We start from the raw sequence: 19,406 nt of genomic DNA, 5'->3' as shown, positions 1-19,406 counted from the left end.
TGAGCGGGAAAGCGGGTATCAGCTCGTGAAGCCGCAGGTTAGCCGTACTTTGTGCAGTTCTTCACAACCAGTCCCACTGACGCCCGGGGCCGCCCGGTTTACGCTGAGCGGAATCCCAGGTTTCCACGAAGGCGACGCGGTTCCCGCCCGCCACGACTCGTGCATCCCATAGATCGGTCAGCGTCGACCACAAGGAGATGTGTCATGGTTGCTCCGGCTGCTGTTCGGGGTATCGATCAGGCCCCGACGTCCCACGCCAAGCTGCTCACCTGGGTCCGAGAAGTCGCGGAACTGACCACTCCCGACCGGGTGGTCTGGGTGGACGGTTCCGACGAGGAGTGGCGTCGTCTCACCGACGAACTGGTCGAGGCGGGCACGTTGATCCGCCTGAACCCGGAGAAGAAACCGAACTCCTTCTACGCGCGTACCGATCCCGGTGACGTCGCCCGGGTCGAGGAGCGCACCTTCATCTGCTCCGTCGACGAGGCGGACGCCGGCCCCACCAACAACTGGATGGCGCCGGCCGAGATGAAGCGGGTGATGACCGACCTCTACCGCGGGTGCATGCGCGGCCGGACGATGTACGTCATCCCGTTCTGCATGGGTCCGGTCGAGGCCGAGCGCCCGATGTTCGGCGTGGAGATCACGGACAGTCCCTACGTGGTCGCCTCGATGCGCATCATGACCCGGATGGGCACGAAGATCCTGGAGGCGATGGGGGACGACGCCGACTTCGTGCACGCCCTGCACTCGATCGGCGCGCCGCTGGAGTCCGGCCAGCAGGACGTGCCGTGGCCGTGCAACGAGACCAAGTACATCTCGCACTTCCCCGAGACCCGGGAGATCTGGTCCTTCGGCTCCGGCTACGGCGGCAACTCGCTGCTCGGCAAGAAGTGCTACTCGCTGCGGATCGCCAGCGTGATGGGGCGGGACGAGGGCTGGCTCGCCGAGCACATGCTGATTCTCAAGATCACCTCTCCGGAGGGGCGGGTCTACCACATCGCGGGCGCGTTCCCGTCCGCCTGCGGCAAGACCAACCTGGCCATGCTGGAGCCGACCATTCCGGGCTGGAAGGTCGAGACCATCGGTGACGACATCGCCTGGATGCGGTTCGGCCCGGACGGCCGGCTCTACGCGGTCAACCCCGAGTACGGCCTGTTCGGCGTCGCGCCCGGCACCGACTGGAAGACCAACGCCAACGCGATGCGCACCCTGGACCGGGGCAACTCCGTCTTCACCAACGTCGCGCTCACCGACGACGGGGACATCTGGTGGGAGGGGATGGGCGAGCCGCCGGCCCACCTCACCGACTGGAAGGGCAACGACTGGACGCCGCAGAGCGACACCCCGTCCTCCCACCCGAACAGCCGGTTCTGCACCCCGATCACGCAGTGCCCGATCCTCGCCGAGGACTACTACGACCCGAACGGCGTGCCGATCGACGCGATCCTCTTCGGCGGCCGGCGCAAGGACACCGTCCCGCTGGTCACCGAGGCCCGCGACTGGGTGCACGGCGTCTACCTGGGAGCGACGCTCTCCTCGGAGACCACCGCCGCCGCGTCGGGCGCGGTCGGGGTGGTCCGTCGCGACCCGATGGCGATGCTGCCCTTCATCGGGTACCACGCCGGGGACTACTTCCGGCACTGGATCGAGATGGGCAAGGGCGCCGACGGCGACGCCTCGAAGCTGCCGCAGGTCTACTACGTCAACTGGTTCCGCAAGGACGCCGACGGCAACTTCCTCTGGCCCGGCTTCGGCGAGAACTCGCGGGTGCTCAAGTGGATCGTCGAGCGGATCCAGGGACGGGCGGACGCGGTCGAGACCCCGATCGGCATGGTCCCGGCCCAGGACGCGCTGGACATCGAGGGGCTCGACATGACCCCGGAGGACGTCCGGATCGCGCTGAAGGTCGACCCGGAGGAGTGGCGGGCCGAGCTGCCGCTGATCAACGAGTGGTTCGAGAAGTTCGGGGACAAGCTGCCCGGCGTGCTCTGGTCCGAGTTGGACGCCCTGCGCGCCCGCCTGGACGCCGCCCCCGGACGGTAGCCGTGCGCCCGAGGTAGCCGTGCGAGCCAGGCGGTAGCCGTGCCCGGGGTGGTAGCAGGGGTCCCCTGCTACCACCTCGGGCCGAGCAGGGGTCCCCTGCAACCACCCCGGCGGAGCGTGCGCCGGCCGGGGTAGGTGTGCGGGTGGACCGCCGGGGGCATCATCAGCAGTCATGAGGACGGCCGCCGCGACCGAGATCCGGCGGCCGTCCGCCGTCCGCGCGCTCACCGCCCTGCTCGTCGTGACCGCGGCGGCCACCGTCGCGGTCGACCTGCTCAACTGGTGGTACGCCCCGGAGCGGGGCTTCGGCCTGGCCGTCCGGACCGGCTGGGCGTTGCTACGGGCGTTCGGGTTCGTGCTGCTGATCGGGCACGTCCGCCGGGGCCGGACGCTGGCCCGGCCGCTCGGCCTGATCCTCGTCGTCACCACCGTCTTCGCGGTCGGACGGCTGATCGTGCCCCGGCAGGGGGTGCCCCCGCTGCCCGGGATCCTCGGGTTCGCCCTGCTCCTGCTGCTCTGCCTGGCCGTCCTCTGGCTGCTGTACCGCTCCCCGGCGGTTGCCGGGCACCTGACCCGGCACCGGGGGCGCCTGGTCATCGACCGGCAGGGCATCTCCTGGCGGGAGACCCCGCCGCGTCGGCCGGCGGTCGCCGGTTGGCTGCTCACCACCCGGGTCGCCGCGTTCACGTACACCCCGCTGATGCTCGTCCCCTGTCTGGTCGCCGCCGGCACGATCCTGGACGGCCGGCTCGCCGCCGGGCCGGCCGTGCTGTCCTGGTTCGGCTTCGCCCTCGTCACCAGCTACGCGGTGCTGTTCTGCACCTTCTTCCTGCTGCGGGGCAGGCGCTGGGCACGCGGGCTGCTGGTGGCGATCACGTTCGGCGTGCTCGCCGTCGACCTGCCGCTGTGCTGGTGGCTGCTCGGTGTCGACGGTCTGGTCCGGGACGGCGCGCCGCTGGTGACCGCCGGTGCCCTGGCCATCTACGGTCTGTGGCGGAGTGGTCGGGCCGGGACCGGAGACGGCGTCGCGTGAGCGAGGCGTGCGACGTCGTCGTGGTGGGGGTCGGTCGGGCCGGGACGGGAGGTGGCGCGGCGTGAGCGAGGCGTACGACGTCGTCGTGGGGGCGGGGCCGGTATGAGCGAGGCGTACGACGTCGTCGTGGTGGGGGCGGGCCCGGCGGGGGCGGCCGGTGCGCTGGCGGCTTGCCGGGCCGGGGCCCGGGTGCTGCTGCTGGACCGGGCCGACTTCCCCCGGGACAAGGCGTGCGGGGACGGCATCACCGCGCACGCGCTGGACGTCCTCGCCCGGCTCGGGGTCGCCGACGCGGTGGCCGGGTATCCTCCGCTGCCCGCGTTGCGACTGGTCGCCCCGGGTGGCGACGCGGTGGCCCGGGCGCTGCCCCGGCCGGCGTACACGGTGCCCCGGACGGTGTTCGACGCCCGGCTGGTCGCGGCGGCCGTGGCGGCCGGCGTGGAACTGCGGCGGCACACCGTGCGCCGGGTCGTCGAGCGGGACGACCGGGTGCTGCTGGACGACGCGTTCACCGCCCGGGCGCTGGTCGGCGCGGACGGGGCCGGCTCGGTGGTGCGCCGGGTGCTCGGTCACCCGATCAACCCGGAACGCCATCTCGCGCTCGCCATCCGGGGGTACGCCACGGCCCGCCCCGGCCCACCGGAGCAGCTCATCGTCACCTCGGCCGCGCGCTGGCCGGCGTACGCCTGGTCGTTCCCGATCGGTGATGGCCGGGCGAACGTCGGGTACGGGGAGGTGCTGCGCGGCGAGCCGCTGAGCCGGACGCACCTGCTCGACCGCCTCGCCGCGCTGCTGCCCGGCACCGATCCGGCCACGGTGACCGACCTGCGCGCCCACCACCTGCCGCTGTCGACCTACCGGCCGCCACCCGGGCGGGGCCGGGTCACGCTGGCCGGCGACGCGCTGTCGCTGATCAACCCGTTCACCGGGGAGGGGATCTTCTACGCGCTGCTCTCCGGCGCGTTGGCCGGTGCGGCGGCGGCCCGGAGCCCGGACCGGGCCGCCGACCGGTACGCCGCCACCCTGCGCCGCCGTCTCGGCACCCACCTGCGGCACAGTTCGGCGGCGGCCTGGCTGGCCCGGCGCCGGCGGGTGGTGGACGGGGCCGTGTGCGCGGCCCGCCGCGACGACCGGGTCTTCCGTACCGTGGTGGAACTGGGGCTCGGCGAGGGTCGGCTGGACGCGCGGACGCTGGCGATGATCGGCTGGGGACTGTCCGGGCGGGTTTGAGGTGGGACGTGCCCCTTCCCGGCCCGGGTCGCTACGCTGCATGGTGATGACTCTGCGGAACCTGCTCTATTCGGTGTACGAGCGTCGACTGACGGCGAGCCTCGCGGGCAAGCCGGTGCCCCGGCACGTCGGCGTGATGTGCGACGGTAACCGCAGGTGGGCCAAGGAGATGGGCTTCGTCGATCCCAACGACGGCCACCGGGTCGGCGCGGCCAAGATAAAGGACGTGCTCGGCTGGTGCGACCAGGCCGGAATCGGGCACGTCACCCTCTACCTGCTCGCCACCGACAACCTGCGGCGCCCGGCCCGGGAGCTCGACCCGCTGTTGCAGATCATCGAGGACCTGGTGGTCGAGTTGGCCGAGGAGGGCAACCCGTGGCGGTTGCGTATGGTCGGCGCGCTCGACCTGCTCCCCGCGCAGACCGCCGCCGCGCTGAAGGCCGCCGAGGAGCGCACCCGGGAGCGCAGCGGGGGTGCCCAGGTCAACATCGCGGTCGGGTACGGCGGCCGGCGCGAGATCACCGACGCGGTCCGCTCGCTGCTGCTGGAGCACGCCGCCGCCGGTGGCACCCTGGAGGAACTCGCCGAGGTGCTGGACGTCGAGCACATCGCCGAGCACCTCTACACCCGGGGTCAGCCCGATCCGGATCTGGTCATCCGCACCAGCGGTGAGCAGCGCCTGTCCGGCTTCATGCTCTGGCAGTCGGCCCACTCGGAGTTCTACTTCTGCGAGTTGAACTGGCCCGACTTCCGGCGCGTGGACTTCCTCCGGGCGCTGCGCTCGTACGCCAGCCGGCAACGCCGCTACGGCATCTGATCATCCGAGGCCGGTCCTTGTCGTAGGACAACTGTCAACAATCCGCACCGGGGTACTGTCGGCGTTCCGACCGTGCCCGGCTGGCCGGGACACCTGTCCCTTCCGGCTGGGACGGTCCTCCGGCGAACCTCCCCGTGCCGTCCGACTGTGGGCGGCACCGGGAGGAGAGGTAATGATCCAGAGAGGATCGACAACGAGACGGCGACGCGGGTTCGCCGGTCGATGGGGCCGACTCTGCGCCGTGGCGGCGGTCGCGCTGGTCGCCGCTGTGGGCAACGTCGTGGTGTCACCGTCGGCGTACGCGTCGGGCGGGGTCGTCGTCGACGAGGACACCCAGCGCCGGGGACTGTTCGCGGCCTACATGCGGTCCCGGGCCACCGGGGCCGAGGGACTGCGGCAGATGTTCCTCAGCGCGACGATGGTCGGCTACCGGCAGCAGCACCCGGGCGCCACGTCGCAACAGTTGGTGCAACACACGGCGTCGATGAACCAGTGGTACACCAGCCAGCTCGGCGCCGACGACCTGGCCCGGCCGACGTACCAGCTCATGGTGAAGCTGCTGGAGCTGTCCGCGCTGCACCCGTCCGGCGCGGTGGCCGCACCGATCTTCAAGGAACTGGCCGAGTCGACCCTCGGCAAGGAGATCAAGGCGCTCGGCGAGACGCTGGACGACATCCACGCCGCGCAGCGGCACAACTCGGTGATCAACCAGGTCTTCGAGCACCAGAACAAGATCTGGGGTGAGGTGGCCGGCCGGGGCGCGATCGACCCGACCTTCACCACGGCGTGGAACGGCTACTTCGGCGCGAAGTACAACATCGTGGCGAACGCGACCTCGGACCAGTTGATGGCCGACCCGCTGATCGCGACGTACGTCAACGTCGAGGCCCTGCTGGAGCACAGCAACAACCTCCAGAACTACCTGGCGGAGGGCAACCGGCAGATCACCGCGTTGCTCAACGAGATCAACGTACGGACCCACGCCGCCAACGCGGACGTGGAGGCGATGAACGCGGCCCTGCCGGTGGACGGGCGGCAGGCGACCCCGGCCGAACTGGAGCAGGCGAAGGCGAAGGCCGAGGAACGCAAGAAGTGGCTCGAGGGCGCCGCCGGTGCGATCGACCTGTTCGGGAAGCTGGTCGGGTTCGCCGACCCGAAGGTGGGCGCGATCGTGATGGGCACCGGCCGGGCCGCCGTCCAGATCGCCACTGCGGTCAGTGACTGGCTCCCGACGCTCGCCGCCAACGGCCTGAAGGCCGCGCTCTTCTCGGCCAGCGGCATCGGCATGGCCGGCGCGGTGCTCGGTGCCATCCAGTCGCTGGTTCCCCTCTTCGGCGGCACCGGTCCGACCATCGACCAGCAGATCCTCGACGAGCTCAAGGAACTCCGTCAGGAGCTGAGAGACTTCCGCGACGAGATGAAGGAGCGGTTCGACCGGATCGAGCTGGCCCTGGTGCAGATCTACGACCAGATGGACGCCCAGTTCAACCGGCTGCTCACCGAGGTCTGGCTGGTCCAGGACGAGCTGAAGAAGGTCGTCTCGCAGCTCGCGCTCGTCACCCAGCAGGTCGACTTCTGGGGCAGCTCGATCCTGCGGTCCCTGCAGGAGACCCAGGTGTCCCAGCTCAAGGGCCTGATCAACCAGCGGGTCAGCCACGCCGCGCGGTATCCGCAGACCCCGTTGACCTGGGACGAGTACAAGGCGACCGTGGAGGCGCTGAACACGGCGGCCAGCGTGCAGAGCAAGGCGGCACCGTTCACCGCCGGCCTGGGCGACCCGAACCCGGAGAACAATCTCGGTGCCTTCGGCTACCACGGCTCGATCCGCTACCTGACCGACTACGCCGAGAACAACCTGCAGCTGCCGTACCTCGAAAGCGGTGGTGTGCGGGTGCAGGCACCGCCGGTGCCGGCGGTGGAGCACTGGATGCTCGCCGCCGAGGGCTACAAGCACATGGTGGCGCAGAACCCGAACTATGCCGCGCAGGTCAACCTGACCACCGACGAGATCCTCTCGTCCGGCCGGGCCATCCAGGCGGCCGTCCAGCGGTTCAGCGCTCCCCAGCGGACCGGGGACGTCCAGCTCAACCCGATGTTCGACAAGCTGATCAACGACTACCGGACCACTGGTGAGACGCTGTTCGGCAAGCTGCACGAGAAGCGGAACACGATCCAGAACCACCGCCTGGGCTACACGATGTTCGGCGTGCCCACCCAGGACGTGGAGGGCGCCAGCACCGCCGAGCCGACCTCTATTCCGCCGTGTTCGAGCAACGTCACCTACCAGGCGAGCCGGCCCGGCAACGTGGTCAGCAAGGACGTCAAGGAGATCTGGCTGGCCGACTACGGGCGTCCCGACACCCCCGCGCAGCTCTGCTACCAGCCCGCCTGGGCGAACGAGTCCGAGCCGCCGGACCCGGACGGGGACAAGCCGTACGCCGTCTACGCCGACCTGGAGATCACCTTCATGGTGCGGCAGAAGTGGGACGGCCAGTGGCTCACCGCGTCCACGTGGAGCAAGGTCTACCCGTACGGCAAGATCCAGCAGTACTACCCGCCGGACGACCCCCGGCAGGGTTGGCGCCGCACCCTCAGCCAGGCGATGTCGGAGAAGTGGAGCGGGGTCAAGGCGGACTTCGCGCAGACCGTCAGCCGCACCCGGATCGACGAGGCGAAGATCCAGACGAAGGTGCGTGACTGGCTCTACGGCCAGGCGGGGCAGTACTACTACGAGGTGGTCCGGGACCTGAAGAAGCCGGGCACCGAACTGTACGAGCTGAACAAGCGGCTCACCCGTTCGGCGCTGCTGCTCCAGTCGTACACCAAGCTCGGGTTCGCCCGTTCGTTGGAGCAGGACCAGACCATCGGCATCCACCTGTTCGGGCAGTCCCGCATCCCGTTCGACCAGGGGCAGCTGGAGGCCAACGTGGTCAACGGTCGGGAGGGCCACTCCGGTGGCATCACTCCGGCGAAGCGGGTGACCGCCGGCTTCGAGAGGGCCTACGCCAACTACTGCGAGTCGGTCGTGAACGACCGGTGCGTGGTGAAGCCGAAGAAGGACGGCGTAGCGGAGCCGAACCCGCTGACGGACCCTCCGGGCACCACCCCGGACCCGTACCTGCTGCCCTGCAACTGGGCGGAGCGGTGGGACCCGGTGGAGCGCTGTCTCACCTGGGCGGTCGTCTACCGGTCGAACCAGCTCCGGGATCGGCTCGAGGTGGCCAGTGAGCGGATCGCCGACCAGGTGACCCTCACCGAGGGCATCCCGGCGGTGGACGACCTGATGCAGGGCATCCGGATCGCGGAGACGGTGGCCAAGAACGGGCCGACCGGCGGCGCCGCCCGGGTCGGCGCGGTGACCGGGTTGGCCGGCAAGTGCCTGGACTCCCGGGCTCCGCACTCCGACGGCGCGCAGGTCGAGATCTCGACCTGTGACGACTCCGGCCCGCAGGGCTGGGCGTTGATGCCGAACCGCACGGTGATGTCGATGGGCAAGTGCCTGGACATCAGCGGTGGCGGAACCGCGGACGGTACCCAGATCGTCCTCTGGTCCTGCCACGGGCTCGCCCACCAGCAGTGGCAGCCGCACCCCGACGGCACCCTGCGCAACCCCCAGAACGGCAAGTGCCTGACGGTCGCGGACAACAACTCCGCCGACGGCACGGTCGTGCACCTGTGGACCTGCGGTGCCGGCGCGAACCAGAAGTGGACCCTGCCGGCCTGACCGCCGACGGGACCAGCTGACCGGGATCCTCCGCCCACCTCGGGCGGGGGATCCCCTCGCGTCCGGTCAGCTAGCGCGGAAGGAGTCGGTGGCGACCTCCGGGCCGGCGACACCAGTACCGCGTCCGTCCACCGGCGCGCCGGCGGGCCCGGGTGCGGTCAGCGCAGCCGGGCGACGGCGTCGGTGAGGAAGTCGCCGAGGGCGGACGGGGAGTCGATGGTCAGGTCGGCGGCCTGGGCGACCTCCTGCCCGGTCTCCGGGTTGGCCACCGCGACGCAGACCCCGACGAAGTCGGGATCGGCGGCGGCCCGGGCGCGCAGCGCGGTGAACGCCTTGATGTCGGAGACGTCGTCGCCGAAATACCAGGCCCCGGCGGCGGAGCGGACCACCTCGCCGATCACCATGCCCTTGTCCCGGTCGACCGGGGGCTTGAGTTCCAGCACCATCCGACCGGCCTGCACCCGCAGGCCCAGCCGGTCGGCCTGGGCCCGGCCCCAGCTCTCCACCGCCTCGGCCAGGTGCGGCGCGGTGCGGTAGTGCAGGGCGACGGAGAGCCGTTTGAACTCCACCAGGGTGCCCGGGGGCAGTTCGGCGCGGGCCAGGTCGGCCAACTCGGCCATGGTGGGCACCCAGGGCAGGGCGGCCGGCTCGGTGACCGTCTCGCCGCCGGAGTGGCTGTGCTCCAGCCCGTAGAGGCCGTAGAGGTCGATGCCGGCGAGCCCGCCGAAGTGGTCGCGCAGGAACTCGACCGGACGGGCGGAGACGATCGCGACCCGCCGTACGACGGGGGCGAGCGCCTCGAGCGCGGCGAGGACCTTCGGGGCGGGCTGGACCGCCTTGGGGTCGTCGTCGACGGGGGCGAGTGTGCCGTCGAAGTCGAAGAAGAGGACGTATTCGCCGGCCCGCTCGGCGGTCGCGGCCCAGGCGTGGGCGGCGTCGAGCGGGCTCTTCGGCTCCTGGTTGCCCAGATTCAACGGTGGCACGCGCGTCAGCGTACCCGTAGGAGGGCCGGGCATTCGTGGTCGCGAGAAGCTCTCTCGGAGCGCCCGCCTGCCGCCCTCAGCGTTCGGCGGCCCCGCGTCCGCGTCGCCCGAACGGCACCACCGCGGCCTCCCGGTCGTGGCTGAGCAGGTAGCCCTCCACGAAACCGGCGTTCCGGTCGCCGGCGTGCTCCTCGATGTCGTTGAGCCGGGCCACCAGGAACTCGGTGAGCGCGGTGAGCCGGTCGTTGAGCCGGTCGTAGAGGTCGGCGAGGACGGCCAGGACGACCGCCGTGCCGGCCGTGGTCAGCGCGAAGAGGTTGACGACCAGAGGAAGCTGTCCGCCGTCGATCGCGCCGATCACCACGTTGCCGGTCACGGACAGCGTCACGGACACCGTCGCGACCAGGACTGCCAACCACTTCAGGGTCATGGACAGACCCCTCCTTCTGTCCCGCAGGGCTGGGTTCGGCCTTGTCCCGTCCCCCCGCCGACGACGAGCCCAAGCAGTTAGGGGGACGCTAGCGCGCGAACCCACCGTCCGGTGCGGAACGGGGATTTCCCGGTCAGTGTTCTTTTCGCCATTTGAGAACTAGCCCGCCTGTTTGTCCACATTCCGGGCGTTCGCCGGGAGTGGCGGGCGATAAGCAAGGTATCGGACGGTTTCTCGGATGTGGAACTTTTCGAGGTCCGAGACCCCGGGATCGACCAGGCGACGCAGCAGCGCCTCGACGTCCGGGTCCATCGGCGGCGCGCCCGGCCGCGACCGGGACGGGTCCGCCCGGTCCCAGCCGAGGGCGGCGAAGGCCGCCGCCGGGTCCAGCCCGAGCCCCTCGCAGAAGGAGACCACCCGCGCGGCCTCGGGATCGCTGCTCCAGTCGCCGCGGACCCACCGGTTGATGGTCTGCCGGGAGACGCCCGTCCGGCGGGACACCTCGGTGCCGCTCCAGGCCCGGGTCGCCCGCGCGTCGTCGAGCGCCCGGCGCACGAAGGCGGCGAATTCGATCTTGCGCGCGTGGGCGTGGGTCACCCGACGACGGTACGACCGGCCGTCCGCCGCGTCGTCGTGAGACGCGCTCTTGTCACGTGGATGTGACACTGTCTTCGCATTTCGACGACTGCCGCGCGGGCTTGGACATCGACTCTGACGTGCATGAACCAAGGAGCGTCGAGTGTGGTCCCAAAAACATCGGAAGCTGCTACTGTCACGCCGATGGGACAATTTGTGGTGTGTGGTATGCCCTGGGGCGACGCGTCCCGGCCATGCCGCACACCAGGTACGAGGGGGGTGTGGTGACTGAACTCGCAACCCGCGCCCAGGCGTTCGGCCTGGTGGCGGAGGGAGTGGCCGCGGGTCTGAGTGCCCCGTGGCGCCTCTACCTCGCCCGAGGGAGCCGGCACGTCTCGCTGAACGTGGCGGACCGCGTCGAGTGGGACGCCTGGCGTGCCCATCTCGGCTGCCCGGAGCTGAGCGTCCGGGTCTACGACGCCGGAGGCGAGATCCGGCGTACCTCGGTGGCGGAGGTCCTCCTGGACGGCTGCCGGATCAGCGTCGAACTGGTCGAGGAGGTCGGCACCGACGACCTGGACCGGCTGCTCGTCGCCGACCCCGCCCGGCCCGGGCCGGAGGAGCGATGACGGCCCGCCCCGGCCCGAGCCGCGCCGGAGCCGCCGGATGAGTCCCTTCTTCGCGGTGTTCCTGGTCCTGCTGCTCGGCTCGACCAGCTACGCGGCCGGACGGCTGCACGGCCAGATGAGCTACCGGATCGGGTACCGGTTCGGCTACCGCCAGGGCTACTTCGACGGGGACCGGGGCGCGTGGAACCGCAGGCGTCGGGAGGCGCAGGCGGCCCTCGCCTCGGCCCTGGCCGTCCCGTCCGGTCCCGCCGTCCGGGCCGGTGTGCCGGTCAACCGGACGGGCACCACGTACACCGGCTCGGCGTTCGCGCCGGGCGCGGCAACCCGGGGGGTCGCGGCCGAGCCACACCCCCGAGGGCGTCAGCCGGGCGCGGCGGTCGGCGTCGGCCGTCCCACCGTGAGCGTCGGCGCGAGCCAGTCGACCGTGACCGTCGGCGGACGGTACCCGACCGGGACGCTGGCCGGCCGACACGGCTGAGCCGACGACGACCGCCGCCCGGCGGACCCGACGCGTCGCCCGCGACGCGTCGTGGACCCGCGTCCCATCCGGTGACGCGGGGCCGGGGCCGGCCGGGGTGCGCGCAGGGGGCACACATCCCGGCCGGCGTCCCGGAGGACCGCGACCGTGGTCGTCCACGGGCCGGGTCTCGGAGCCGCCGCGGCACCGCGATCGTCGCCGGCCCCGTCGGGACCGCGACCGTGGCCGTCAGCACCGTCGACGTGCCGCCCGAACAGGGTGTTCGTTCACTGCTCGATTGAGATCCATCTTCACCTCTAGCCGGAACGGGCGCGGCGACGCTAGCGTCTATTCATGGCGCGGGGTTCTCCCGGGCCAGCCGGCCAGCCCGGATCTGCGACCTCGCGCACGGGGCCCGCATCCGACCCCGTGTCCCCGGGCACCGGAGGAGGCGGAACGCGGGTGGCGGGTGCCCATCCGTCGGAGCAGGCCTGTGACGACTCGTCGTACCCCCGCCGGTGGCGATCAGACCCCGGCCGCGACCACGACCACCCGCCGGACGTCCCGGAGCCGCCGTGCGGCGACGGCCGCCGCCGAGCCCGGGGAGCCCCGACCAGAGGTCTTCGTTCTGGACACCTCGGTCCTGCTCTCCGACCCCGCGGCGTTCCACCGGTTCGCCGAGCACGAGGTGGTCCTCCCCCTCGTGGTGATCTCCGAGTTGGAGGGCAAGCGCCACCATCCGGAACTCGGCTGGTTCGCCCGGCAGTCGCTCCGCATGCTCGACGAGCTGCGGATCACCCACGGTCGGCTGGACCATCCGGTGACCGCCAACGACGAGGGCGGCACGCTGCGGGTGGAGCTGAACCACACCGACGACCGCGTGCTCCCGCCCGGGTTCCGCACGGACTCCAACGACGTCCGGATTCTCGTCGTGGCGCTCAACCTGGCCGCCGAGGGGCGGCACGTCACGCTGGTCAGTAAGGACATGCCGCTGCGGGTCAAGGCCGCCGCCGTCGGGCTGCGTGCCGACGAGTACCGGCACGGCCAGGCGAGCGACCCGACCTGGACGGGCATGGCCGAGCTGGAGGTCGCCGAGGAACAGATCGGTCAGCTGTACGGCGGTGAGACGCTCGACCTGGACGAGGCGGCCGGGCTGCCCTGCCACACCGGCCTGGTGCTGCACTCGGGCAACGGCTCGGCACTGGGGCGGGTCCTGCCGGACAAGACCGTCCGGCTGGTCCGGGGCGACCGGGAGGCGTTCGGCCTGCGCGGGCGCTCGGCGGAGCAGCGGATCGCCCTGGACCTGCTTCTCGACGAGTCGGTGGGGATCGTCTCGCTCGGTGGTCGGGCGGGCACCGGAAAGTCCGCCCTGGCCCTCTGCGCCGGCCTGGAGGCGGTGATGGAACGCCGCCGACACAAGAAGGTGGTCGTGTTCCGCCCGCTGTACGCCGTCGGCGGCCAGGAACTGGGCTACCTGCCCGGCTCGGAGGCGGAGAAGATGTCGCCCTGGGCACAGGCGGTCTTCGACACCCTGGGTGCCGTGGTGCACGAGAACGTGCTGGAGGAGGTCACCTCCCGGGGCATGTTGGAGGTGCTGCCGCTGACCCACATCCGGGGGCGGAGCCTGCACGACGCGTTCGTCATCGTGGACGAGGCGCAGTCGCTGGAACGGGGGGTGCTGCTCACCGTCCTGTCCCGGATCGGCCAGGGCTCCCGGGTGGTGCTCACCCACGACGTCGCCCAGCGGGACAACCTCCGGGTGGGGCGGCATGACGGCGTGACCGCCGTCATCGAGGCACTGAAGGGGCATCCCCTCTTCGCGCACGTCACGCTCAGCCGCTCGGAGCGATCGCCGATCGCGGCGATGGTGACCGACCTTCTGGAGGACATCCCGCTCTGACTGTCGCTTACGACCACTTTTGGCACTATTTGCATAGTGGTGCAGATCACATTTGCGGCGTGTGGTTTCCCAACGGCCCCATGGTGCGCGATGGTGTCCCACGAGCGCCCGCGCACCACAGGGATCGTTGGTGATCACTCGCCACACGGGCCGGGGGTCACCGGCCCACGGTGCCGGCGGTGACCGGCACGGTCGGGGCGCTCACGGCGCGGGTCCGCCCGGTGCTGACCGGGATCGGCCGCGCCGTGTCCTTGCCCCCGATGAAGGGACCTCTTCGTGAGTCGGCTGTGGAGCCGGTTGGGTGCTCGAACCGCCGCCGTCGCGTTGCTCTCCGTGGGCGTCGCCGGCGGCTTCTACCTTGGTGAAGACCGCGAGACCCGGCCATCGGACGCGACCGCGCAGGTCGGCCAGGTCGAGATCGAGCAGTCGCGGTACGAGCAGACCGAGCACGTCGTCGAGTCCGCCAGGTACCAGACCGAACTGCGGATTACGCAGCGGGCCGAGGCCGCCGCCGAGCTGGCCGCCCGCAGGGAGGCCGCCGAGCGCGCGGCCCGCAAGAAGCGCGAGGCCGAGGCGAAGGCCAAGGCGGAGGCCGAGGAGGCCGCCAGGGAGGCGGCCGAGAAGGCCTCCAAGCCGTACGACGGCCCGATCCCCGCCTCGTGCAACGAGTACAGCGGCAACCGGAAGATCGGCTGCGCCATGCTGGTCGACGCCGGCTTCGGTATGGACCAGATGCCCTGCCTGGACAAGCTCTGGAAGAAGGAGAGCGGCTGGAACCACAAGGCCAGCAACCCCTCCTCCGGCGCGTACGGGATCCCGCAGTCGCTGCCGGGCAGCAAGATGGCCTCGGCCGGCGACGACTGGCGGACCAACCCGGCCACCCAGATCGAGTGGGGCCTCGGCTACATCAAGGGCCGGTATGGCACCCCGTGCAAGGCCTGGTCGCACTCCCAGGACACCGGCTGGTACTGATTCCCCGGACCTGAACCGGTGGGGTGGGTGGCGCTGCCACCCACCCCACCGTCGTCTCCGCCGGAGGGCGGACCCCGCAGCTCGGCGGGGCCGGCGAGTGGCGGTCTGCCGCCAGAGCTGATAGCTACTTGTGGGTGACTTTCGACGGCGGCCCGTCGGGCGACCCCAACCGGTTCGGCAGCGATGCGTTCTACGCCTCGCTGGGCCGGGCCTTCGTCGCCATGTGCGCGGTGGTACCGGTGCTCTTCCTCGTCGAGGCGCTGGACGTCTGGCTGGCCGCCGGGTTCGACCCGGCCGCCGGGATCATCCCCAAGCGCATCGAGGGGCTGGACGGCGTCTTCTTCTCGCCCTTCCTGCACCACGGCTTCGACCATCTCTACAGCAACAGCATCCCGCTGATCCTGCTCGGCACCTTCGTGCTCGCCGCCGGGGTCCGCCGCTTCCTCTGGTCGACCTTGGTGATCATCCTGGTCAGCGGTCTGGGCGTCTGGTTCACCGGGTCGTCCAACTCGATCGTGGTCGGCGCCAGCGGGGTCATCTTCGGATACCTCGGCCTGTTGCTCACCCGGGGTGTGGTGGAGCGCACATGGTGGAACTTCGCCGTCGTGCTCCTGGTCGGTCTCCTCTACGGCTGGCAGCTGGTCGGCATCCTCCCCACCGACGAGCGAATCTCCTGGCAGGGGCACCTGTTCGGGTTGGTCGGCGGGATGCTCGCCGCAGTGCTCTTCCGTCGTCAGCGCGGGGCCGACGCGGGGTATCCGCTCACCACGTCCTGAACGTTCCGTATGGCAGGTGCTTGCTCAGCGCAACCGACACCCCTACCGTCTGAATCGGCATGTGTTGATCCCCGGGCGGAGAGTGACGGTACGCGGATGCGAGAGGTCGATGTCGCCATAATCGGGGCCGGTCCGTCCGGCCTCTTCGCTGCCTACTACGCCGGGTTCCGGGGGTTGTCGGTGGCCGTCGTCGATGCCCTGCCAGAGCCGGGCGGGCAGATCGCCGCGATGTACCCAGAAAAGATGATCTACGACATCGCCGGGTTCCCCGCGATCAAGGGGCGGGACCTGGTCGCGAACCTGGTCGCCCAGGCGGCCACCGCGACTCCCCAGTACCTGCTCGGCGTCCGTGCCGAGCGCCTCGAACACCAGGACGGCAGGCCGGTGCTCACGCTCGCCGACGGCGAGCGGCTGCACTGCGGCGCGGTGATCATCACGGGTGGGCTGGGCAGCTTCACCCCGCGTCCGCTTCCGGCCGCCGTGGGCTTCGTCGGCACCGGGTTGGTCTACTTCGTCCCGCAACCGGCCGACCTGGCCGGCCGGGACGTGCTCATCGTCGGTGGCGGCGACTCCGCCTTCGACTGGGCTGCGGCGCTGGCCCCGCTGGCCCGTTCGGTGACCCTGGTGCACCGGCGGGAGCGGTTCCGCGCGCACGCCGCCACCGTGGCCCGGGTCCGTGAGATGCCGGTGCGGGTCGTGGTCAACGCCGAGGTCACCAAGCTGCACGGGGACACCGTGGTGACCGGCGCCGACGTGGCCGTGCGCGGCGGGGTCGCCGAGACGGTGCCGGCGGACGCGGTGATCGCCGCGCTCGGCTTCACCGCCGACCTGGGGCCGCTCTCCGACTGGGGGTTGCGGCTGGACCGGCGGCACATCGTGGTCGACAGCGCGATGGCCACCAACCTGCCCCGGGTCTACGCCGCCGGGGACATCACCGAGTACCCGGGCAAGGTCCGGCTGATCGCCACCGGCTTCGGCGAGGCGGCCACGGCGGTGAACAACGCCGCGGTGGCGATCGACCCGGCCGCGCACCTCTTCCCCGGCCACTCCTCCGACGGCACCTGACCAGCCCACCTCCGCCGTCCAGAGCCGGTCAGGGGAGGCCGATCAGGTCGGCCATCAGGGCGACCTGATGGTCGAAGTAGGCGTCCCGGTGGGGCAGGGCGTCGTTGATCCGGCCGAAGATCTCGAAGCTGATCAGCCCGAAGAGCTGTGTCCAGCCGGCCATGCCCCGGGCCAGCAGCGCCGCCGGCATCCCGGACCCCAGCGCCGCGCCGACCTCGGCGAGGTCCGTCCGCAGCGGCTCGGGCGGCTCGTCCGGGGGTGCGCTCAGCCGCCCGCTGGTGAGCCCGTCGTGCAGGATGCCGACCAGGGTGGCCGGCGGGCGTTGGGCCGGTCCGACCGTGTCGGCGGGTGCGGAGTACCCGGGCACCGGGCTGCCGTAGAGCAGTGCGTACTCGGCGGGATGGTCCAGCGCCCAGCGCCGGGCCGCCCGACAGCAGGCGGTCCAGCGCCCGCGTAGGTCGGCCGGGTCCCGGTCGGCGTCGGCCGCCTCCACCGCCGCGCCCAACGCGTCGTACGCCTCGATGATCAGTTCGGTGAGCAGTTCGTCCCGGCTGGGGAAGTAGCGGTAGACCGCCGAGGAGACCATGCCCATCTCGCGGGCCACCGCGCGCAGCGACAGGTTGGCGCCGTCGGTGGCGAGATGTCGACGGGCGACGGCCTTGATCTCGGCGATCATCTCGGCGCGTACCCGGGCGCGGATCGAGGGTGCGGGCATGGGCTCACTCTGCCACGACGAGAGCGGCAACCAAAACAGAGAGCACCGCTCTTGACGGATGTGCTGGTCGGATGCAGGATGGGAATGTCGGATGAGAGCGGTGCTCTCTGTTTGAAGCGCTGTCACGAAAGGCTGCCGCCTGTGTCCACTCATGTGATCGTCGGTGCCGGTCCGGTCGGCGTCGCCACCGCCCGGCTCCTCGCCGAGCAGGGCTGCCGGGTGCGGCTGGTCAGCCGACGCGGCCGGGGACCGGAGCACCCGGCCGTCGAGCGGATCGCCGCCGACGCCACCGACGCCGACCGGCTGACCGCCCTGGCGCAGGAAGCGGGCGCCCTCTACAACTGCGCCAACCCGGCGTACCACCGCTGGCCGACCGACTGGCCACCGATCGCGACGGCACTGCTGGCCGCCGCCGAGCGCACCGGCGCGGTGCTGGTCACCGCCGGCAACCTCTACGGGTACGGTCCGGTCGCCGGGCCGATGACCGAACAGACGCCGCTGCGGCCGAACAGCGTCAAGGGGGCGGTACGCGCACGGATGTGGACCGAGGCGCTGGCCGCACACCGGGCCGGCCGGATCCGGGCCACCGAGGTGCGCGGCTCGGACTACCTCGGGGCCGGCGCGCACTCCGCCGCCACCACTCTCGTGCTGCCACGGGCGGCGACCGGCCGGCGGATCGCCGTACCGGCCGACCCGGACGCTCCGCACAGTTGGACGTACGTCGGCGACATGGCCCGTACCCTCGTCACCGTCGCCACCGACGAGCGGGCCTGGGGCCGGGCGTGGCACGCGCCGAGCCCGCCGCCGATCTCGGTACGCGGTCTCGCCGCGCGGGCGGCGACCCTGGCCGGTGCCCGACCGCCCCGGATCACCCGGCTGCCCCCACCGGTGCTCACCCTCGGCAGCCTGGTCAACCGCGAGGTACGGGAGATCCGCGAGATCGCCTACCAGTTCTACCGGCCGTTCGTGCTCGACTCGACCGCCGTCACCGAGACGTTCGGGCTGACCTGCACCCCGCTCGACGAGGCACTGACCGACAGCCTCACCGCATCGACCGTCGCCCGCCCGTCCACCCCCGTCCGCTGAGGCACGCCCCTCAGCGGCGTACCGGTGGGCCTAGTGCGGCGATCAGCACGGCGACCAGGGTGAGGGCGGCCCCGAGCAGGGTGGTCGGTCCGGGGTGCGAAGCCTCCGTGGGCAGCACCACGTCCAACAGCACCGCCCCGACGATCTGGCCGGCGATGGTCGCCAGGCCGAGCAGGAGCACCCCGGTGAACCGGACGATCGCCGCCGCGAGCGCGATGAACAGGATGCCGATCGGGCCGCCGAGGTAGAACCACGGTTCGGACGGGAACCCGCCGGTCGGGAGCCCCCGCACCAGCAGGTCGACGGCGAGCGCGACGAGCAGCGCCAGCGTCCCGACCACGAAGTTGACCAGCGTGGCGGTCAGCGCGCTGCCTGAGGCCGCGCGCACCTGGCCGTTGACCGCCTGCTGCCAGGCGATGGCGAGACCGCCGAGCAGGGGCAGCAGGGCCAGGGCCAGTGTGCCCGGGTCGCCCAGCCGGTCGCCGACGGCGATGAGCACCGCCACCACGGTCAGCGCCGCACCGGCCAACCGGTTGGCCGTGACCGGCTGCCGACCGGTGGGGCCCAGACCGGCCCGGTCCACGGCGAGGCTGCTGCCGGTCTGCCCGGCCACCACCGCGACGGTGAAGACCGCCACGCCGAGCGTGCCGATGGTGAGCCCCTGCGTGGCGACCAGGAGGGCGCCGCAGACCCCGCCGAGGCACTGCCAGGGACGCAGGGTCCCGGCGGTGAGCGCGGTCCGCAACCGGCGCAGCCCCCGCCGCCCGGTCGGGACGGCGGGGACCAGCACCAGCAGGACGAGCAGCCCCAGACCGAACGAGACCACCGCGGCGGCGATGCCGTCGCCGAGACGTACGCCCAGCTCGCCGTTGATCCGCGACTGGAGTGCCACGGCGAGGCCGGAGAGACCGGCGAGCGCGACCCCGGTGATCCGTAGCGCCGCCGACGGCGCCACGTCGGTCTGCGG

The 19,406-nt window shown here is 71.6% G+C and carries 17 protein-coding genes; 12 read left to right on the top strand and 5 right to left on the bottom strand.

Annotated features, from left to right (window positions below; genetic code table 11):
* Nucleotides 1-204 precede the first annotated feature (204 nt).
* The 5 genes from ACIBJE_RS12860 to ACIBJE_RS12840 all read left to right on the top strand — a co-directional run bounded on the left by ACIBJE_RS12860 (nucleotide 205) and on the right by ACIBJE_RS12840 (nucleotide 8,850).
* Nucleotides 205-2,046 carry a phosphoenolpyruvate carboxykinase (GTP) gene (locus tag ACIBJE_RS12860; RefSeq protein ID WP_396747341.1) on the top strand — a complete coding sequence of 614 codons (1,842 nt, stop codon included), beginning with the start codon at nucleotides 205-207 and terminating at the stop codon, nucleotides 2,044-2,046.
* A gap of 172 nt (nucleotides 2,047-2,218) precedes the next feature.
* A complete protein-coding gene (locus ACIBJE_RS12855) occupies nucleotides 2,219-3,079 on the top strand; it encodes a hypothetical protein (RefSeq protein ID WP_396747338.1) in 861 nt (286 codons plus the stop codon).
* Nucleotides 3,080-3,181: 102 nt separating this feature from the next.
* Nucleotides 3,182-4,309, top strand: coding sequence for a geranylgeranyl reductase family protein (locus tag ACIBJE_RS12850; protein WP_396747335.1), 1,128 nt, complete (start codon nucleotides 3,182-3,184; stop codon nucleotides 4,307-4,309).
* 46 nt (nucleotides 4,310-4,355) lie between these two features.
* Nucleotides 4,356-5,126 (top strand): isoprenyl transferase, encoded by a 771-nt coding sequence (locus ACIBJE_RS12845; RefSeq protein WP_396747333.1) that lies wholly within the window; start codon nucleotides 4,356-4,358, stop codon nucleotides 5,124-5,126.
* A gap of 172 nt (nucleotides 5,127-5,298) precedes the next feature.
* Nucleotides 5,299-8,850 carry a ricin-type beta-trefoil lectin domain protein gene (locus ACIBJE_RS12840; protein WP_396747330.1) on the top strand — a complete coding sequence of 1,184 codons (3,552 nt, stop codon included), beginning with the start codon at nucleotides 5,299-5,301 and terminating at the stop codon, nucleotides 8,848-8,850.
* A gap of 158 nt (nucleotides 8,851-9,008) precedes the next feature.
* Here the strand turns inward: ACIBJE_RS12840 and otsB are convergent, their stop codons facing one another.
* From otsB to ACIBJE_RS12825, 3 genes are all read right to left on the bottom strand, one after another.
* Complete coding sequence (gene otsB / locus ACIBJE_RS12835; protein WP_396747327.1) at nucleotides 9,009-9,833, bottom strand: trehalose-phosphatase; 825 nt, start codon at nucleotides 9,831-9,833, stop codon at nucleotides 9,009-9,011.
* Between the two features lie 76 nt (nucleotides 9,834-9,909).
* The gene (locus ACIBJE_RS12830) at nucleotides 9,910-10,263 is read right to left on the bottom strand and encodes a hypothetical protein (protein WP_396747324.1); all 354 of its coding nucleotides are present in this window, start codon (nucleotides 10,261-10,263) and stop codon (nucleotides 9,910-9,912) included.
* A gap of 159 nt (nucleotides 10,264-10,422) precedes the next feature.
* Nucleotides 10,423-10,860 carry a helix-turn-helix domain-containing protein gene (locus tag ACIBJE_RS12825; RefSeq protein ID WP_396747321.1) on the bottom strand — a complete coding sequence of 146 codons (438 nt, stop codon included), beginning with the start codon at nucleotides 10,858-10,860 and terminating at the stop codon, nucleotides 10,423-10,425.
* A gap of 263 nt (nucleotides 10,861-11,123) precedes the next feature.
* Here ACIBJE_RS12825 and ACIBJE_RS12820 point away from each other — a divergent pair, with 263 nt between their 5' ends.
* From ACIBJE_RS12820 to ACIBJE_RS12795, 6 genes are all read left to right on the top strand, one after another.
* On the top strand, nucleotides 11,124-11,468 hold the full coding sequence (locus ACIBJE_RS12820) for a hypothetical protein (RefSeq protein ID WP_396747318.1): 345 nt from the start codon (nucleotides 11,124-11,126) through the stop codon (nucleotides 11,466-11,468).
* Between the two features lie 37 nt (nucleotides 11,469-11,505).
* Complete coding sequence (locus tag ACIBJE_RS12815) at nucleotides 11,506-11,946, top strand: hypothetical protein (RefSeq protein ID WP_396747315.1); 441 nt, start codon at nucleotides 11,506-11,508, stop codon at nucleotides 11,944-11,946.
* 472 nt (nucleotides 11,947-12,418) lie between these two features.
* Nucleotides 12,419-13,825 carry a PhoH family protein gene (locus ACIBJE_RS12810; protein WP_396747312.1) on the top strand — a complete coding sequence of 469 codons (1,407 nt, stop codon included), beginning with the start codon at nucleotides 12,419-12,421 and terminating at the stop codon, nucleotides 13,823-13,825.
* Between the two features lie 276 nt (nucleotides 13,826-14,101).
* Nucleotides 14,102-14,797 carry a lytic transglycosylase domain-containing protein gene (locus ACIBJE_RS12805; RefSeq protein WP_396747309.1) on the top strand — a complete coding sequence of 232 codons (696 nt, stop codon included), beginning with the start codon at nucleotides 14,102-14,104 and terminating at the stop codon, nucleotides 14,795-14,797.
* A 134-nt stretch (nucleotides 14,798-14,931) separates the two neighbouring features.
* Nucleotides 14,932-15,573, top strand: a complete 642-nt coding sequence (locus ACIBJE_RS12800; protein WP_396747307.1) for a rhomboid family intramembrane serine protease — start codon at nucleotides 14,932-14,934, stop codon at nucleotides 15,571-15,573.
* 96 nt (nucleotides 15,574-15,669) lie between these two features.
* Nucleotides 15,670-16,638, top strand: a complete 969-nt coding sequence (locus ACIBJE_RS12795; protein WP_396747304.1) for an NAD(P)/FAD-dependent oxidoreductase — start codon at nucleotides 15,670-15,672, stop codon at nucleotides 16,636-16,638.
* 28 nt (nucleotides 16,639-16,666) lie between these two features.
* Here ACIBJE_RS12795 and ACIBJE_RS12790 read toward each other — a convergent pair whose 3' ends face one another.
* Entirely contained in the window at nucleotides 16,667-17,353 is a 687-nt protein-coding gene (locus tag ACIBJE_RS12790) for a TetR/AcrR family transcriptional regulator (RefSeq protein ID WP_396747301.1), read from the bottom strand.
* Between the two features lie 141 nt (nucleotides 17,354-17,494).
* On the opposite strand from ACIBJE_RS12790, the gene ACIBJE_RS12785 reads away from it, so the two are divergent.
* The gene (locus tag ACIBJE_RS12785; RefSeq protein ID WP_396747298.1) at nucleotides 17,495-18,439 is read left to right on the top strand and encodes an NAD-dependent epimerase/dehydratase family protein; all 945 of its coding nucleotides are present in this window, start codon (nucleotides 17,495-17,497) and stop codon (nucleotides 18,437-18,439) included.
* Nucleotides 18,440-18,449: 10 nt separating this feature from the next.
* Here the strand turns inward: ACIBJE_RS12785 and ACIBJE_RS12780 are convergent, their stop codons facing one another.
* A complete protein-coding gene (locus ACIBJE_RS12780) occupies nucleotides 18,450-19,394 on the bottom strand; it encodes a DMT family transporter (protein ID WP_396747654.1) in 945 nt (314 codons plus the stop codon).
* Nucleotides 19,395-19,406 lie beyond the last annotated feature (12 nt).

This window comes from Micromonospora sp. NPDC050187, from assembly GCF_044459745.1.
Classification (GTDB): domain Bacteria; phylum Actinomycetota; class Actinomycetes; order Mycobacteriales; family Micromonosporaceae; genus Micromonospora.
The sequence above is the reverse complement of the archived record's forward strand: the minus strand, read 5'-3'. Positions and strand labels throughout refer to the sequence as shown.

Coding starts and splice junctions, on each gene's coding strand:
- ACIBJE_RS12855 (WP_396747338.1), top strand. CDS start 2,219: ATGAGGACGGCCGCCGCGACCGAGATCCGGCGGCCGTCCGCCGTCCGC.
- ACIBJE_RS12790 (WP_396747301.1), bottom strand. CDS start 17,353: ATGCCCGCACCCTCGATCCGCGCCCGGGTACGCGCCGAGATGATCGCC.
- ACIBJE_RS12830 (WP_396747324.1), bottom strand. CDS start 10,263: ATGACCCTGAAGTGGTTGGCAGTCCTGGTCGCGACGGTGTCCGTGACG.
- ACIBJE_RS12860 (WP_396747341.1), top strand. CDS start 205: ATGGTTGCTCCGGCTGCTGTTCGGGGTATCGATCAGGCCCCGACGTCC.
- ACIBJE_RS12795 (WP_396747304.1), top strand. CDS start 15,670: ATGCGAGAGGTCGATGTCGCCATAATCGGGGCCGGTCCGTCCGGCCTC.
- ACIBJE_RS12845 (WP_396747333.1), top strand. CDS start 4,356: ATGACTCTGCGGAACCTGCTCTATTCGGTGTACGAGCGTCGACTGACG.
- ACIBJE_RS12815 (WP_396747315.1), top strand. CDS start 11,506: ATGAGTCCCTTCTTCGCGGTGTTCCTGGTCCTGCTGCTCGGCTCGACC.
- ACIBJE_RS12840 (WP_396747330.1), top strand. CDS start 5,299: ATGATCCAGAGAGGATCGACAACGAGACGGCGACGCGGGTTCGCCGGT.
- ACIBJE_RS12850 (WP_396747335.1), top strand. CDS start 3,182: ATGAGCGAGGCGTACGACGTCGTCGTGGTGGGGGCGGGCCCGGCGGGG.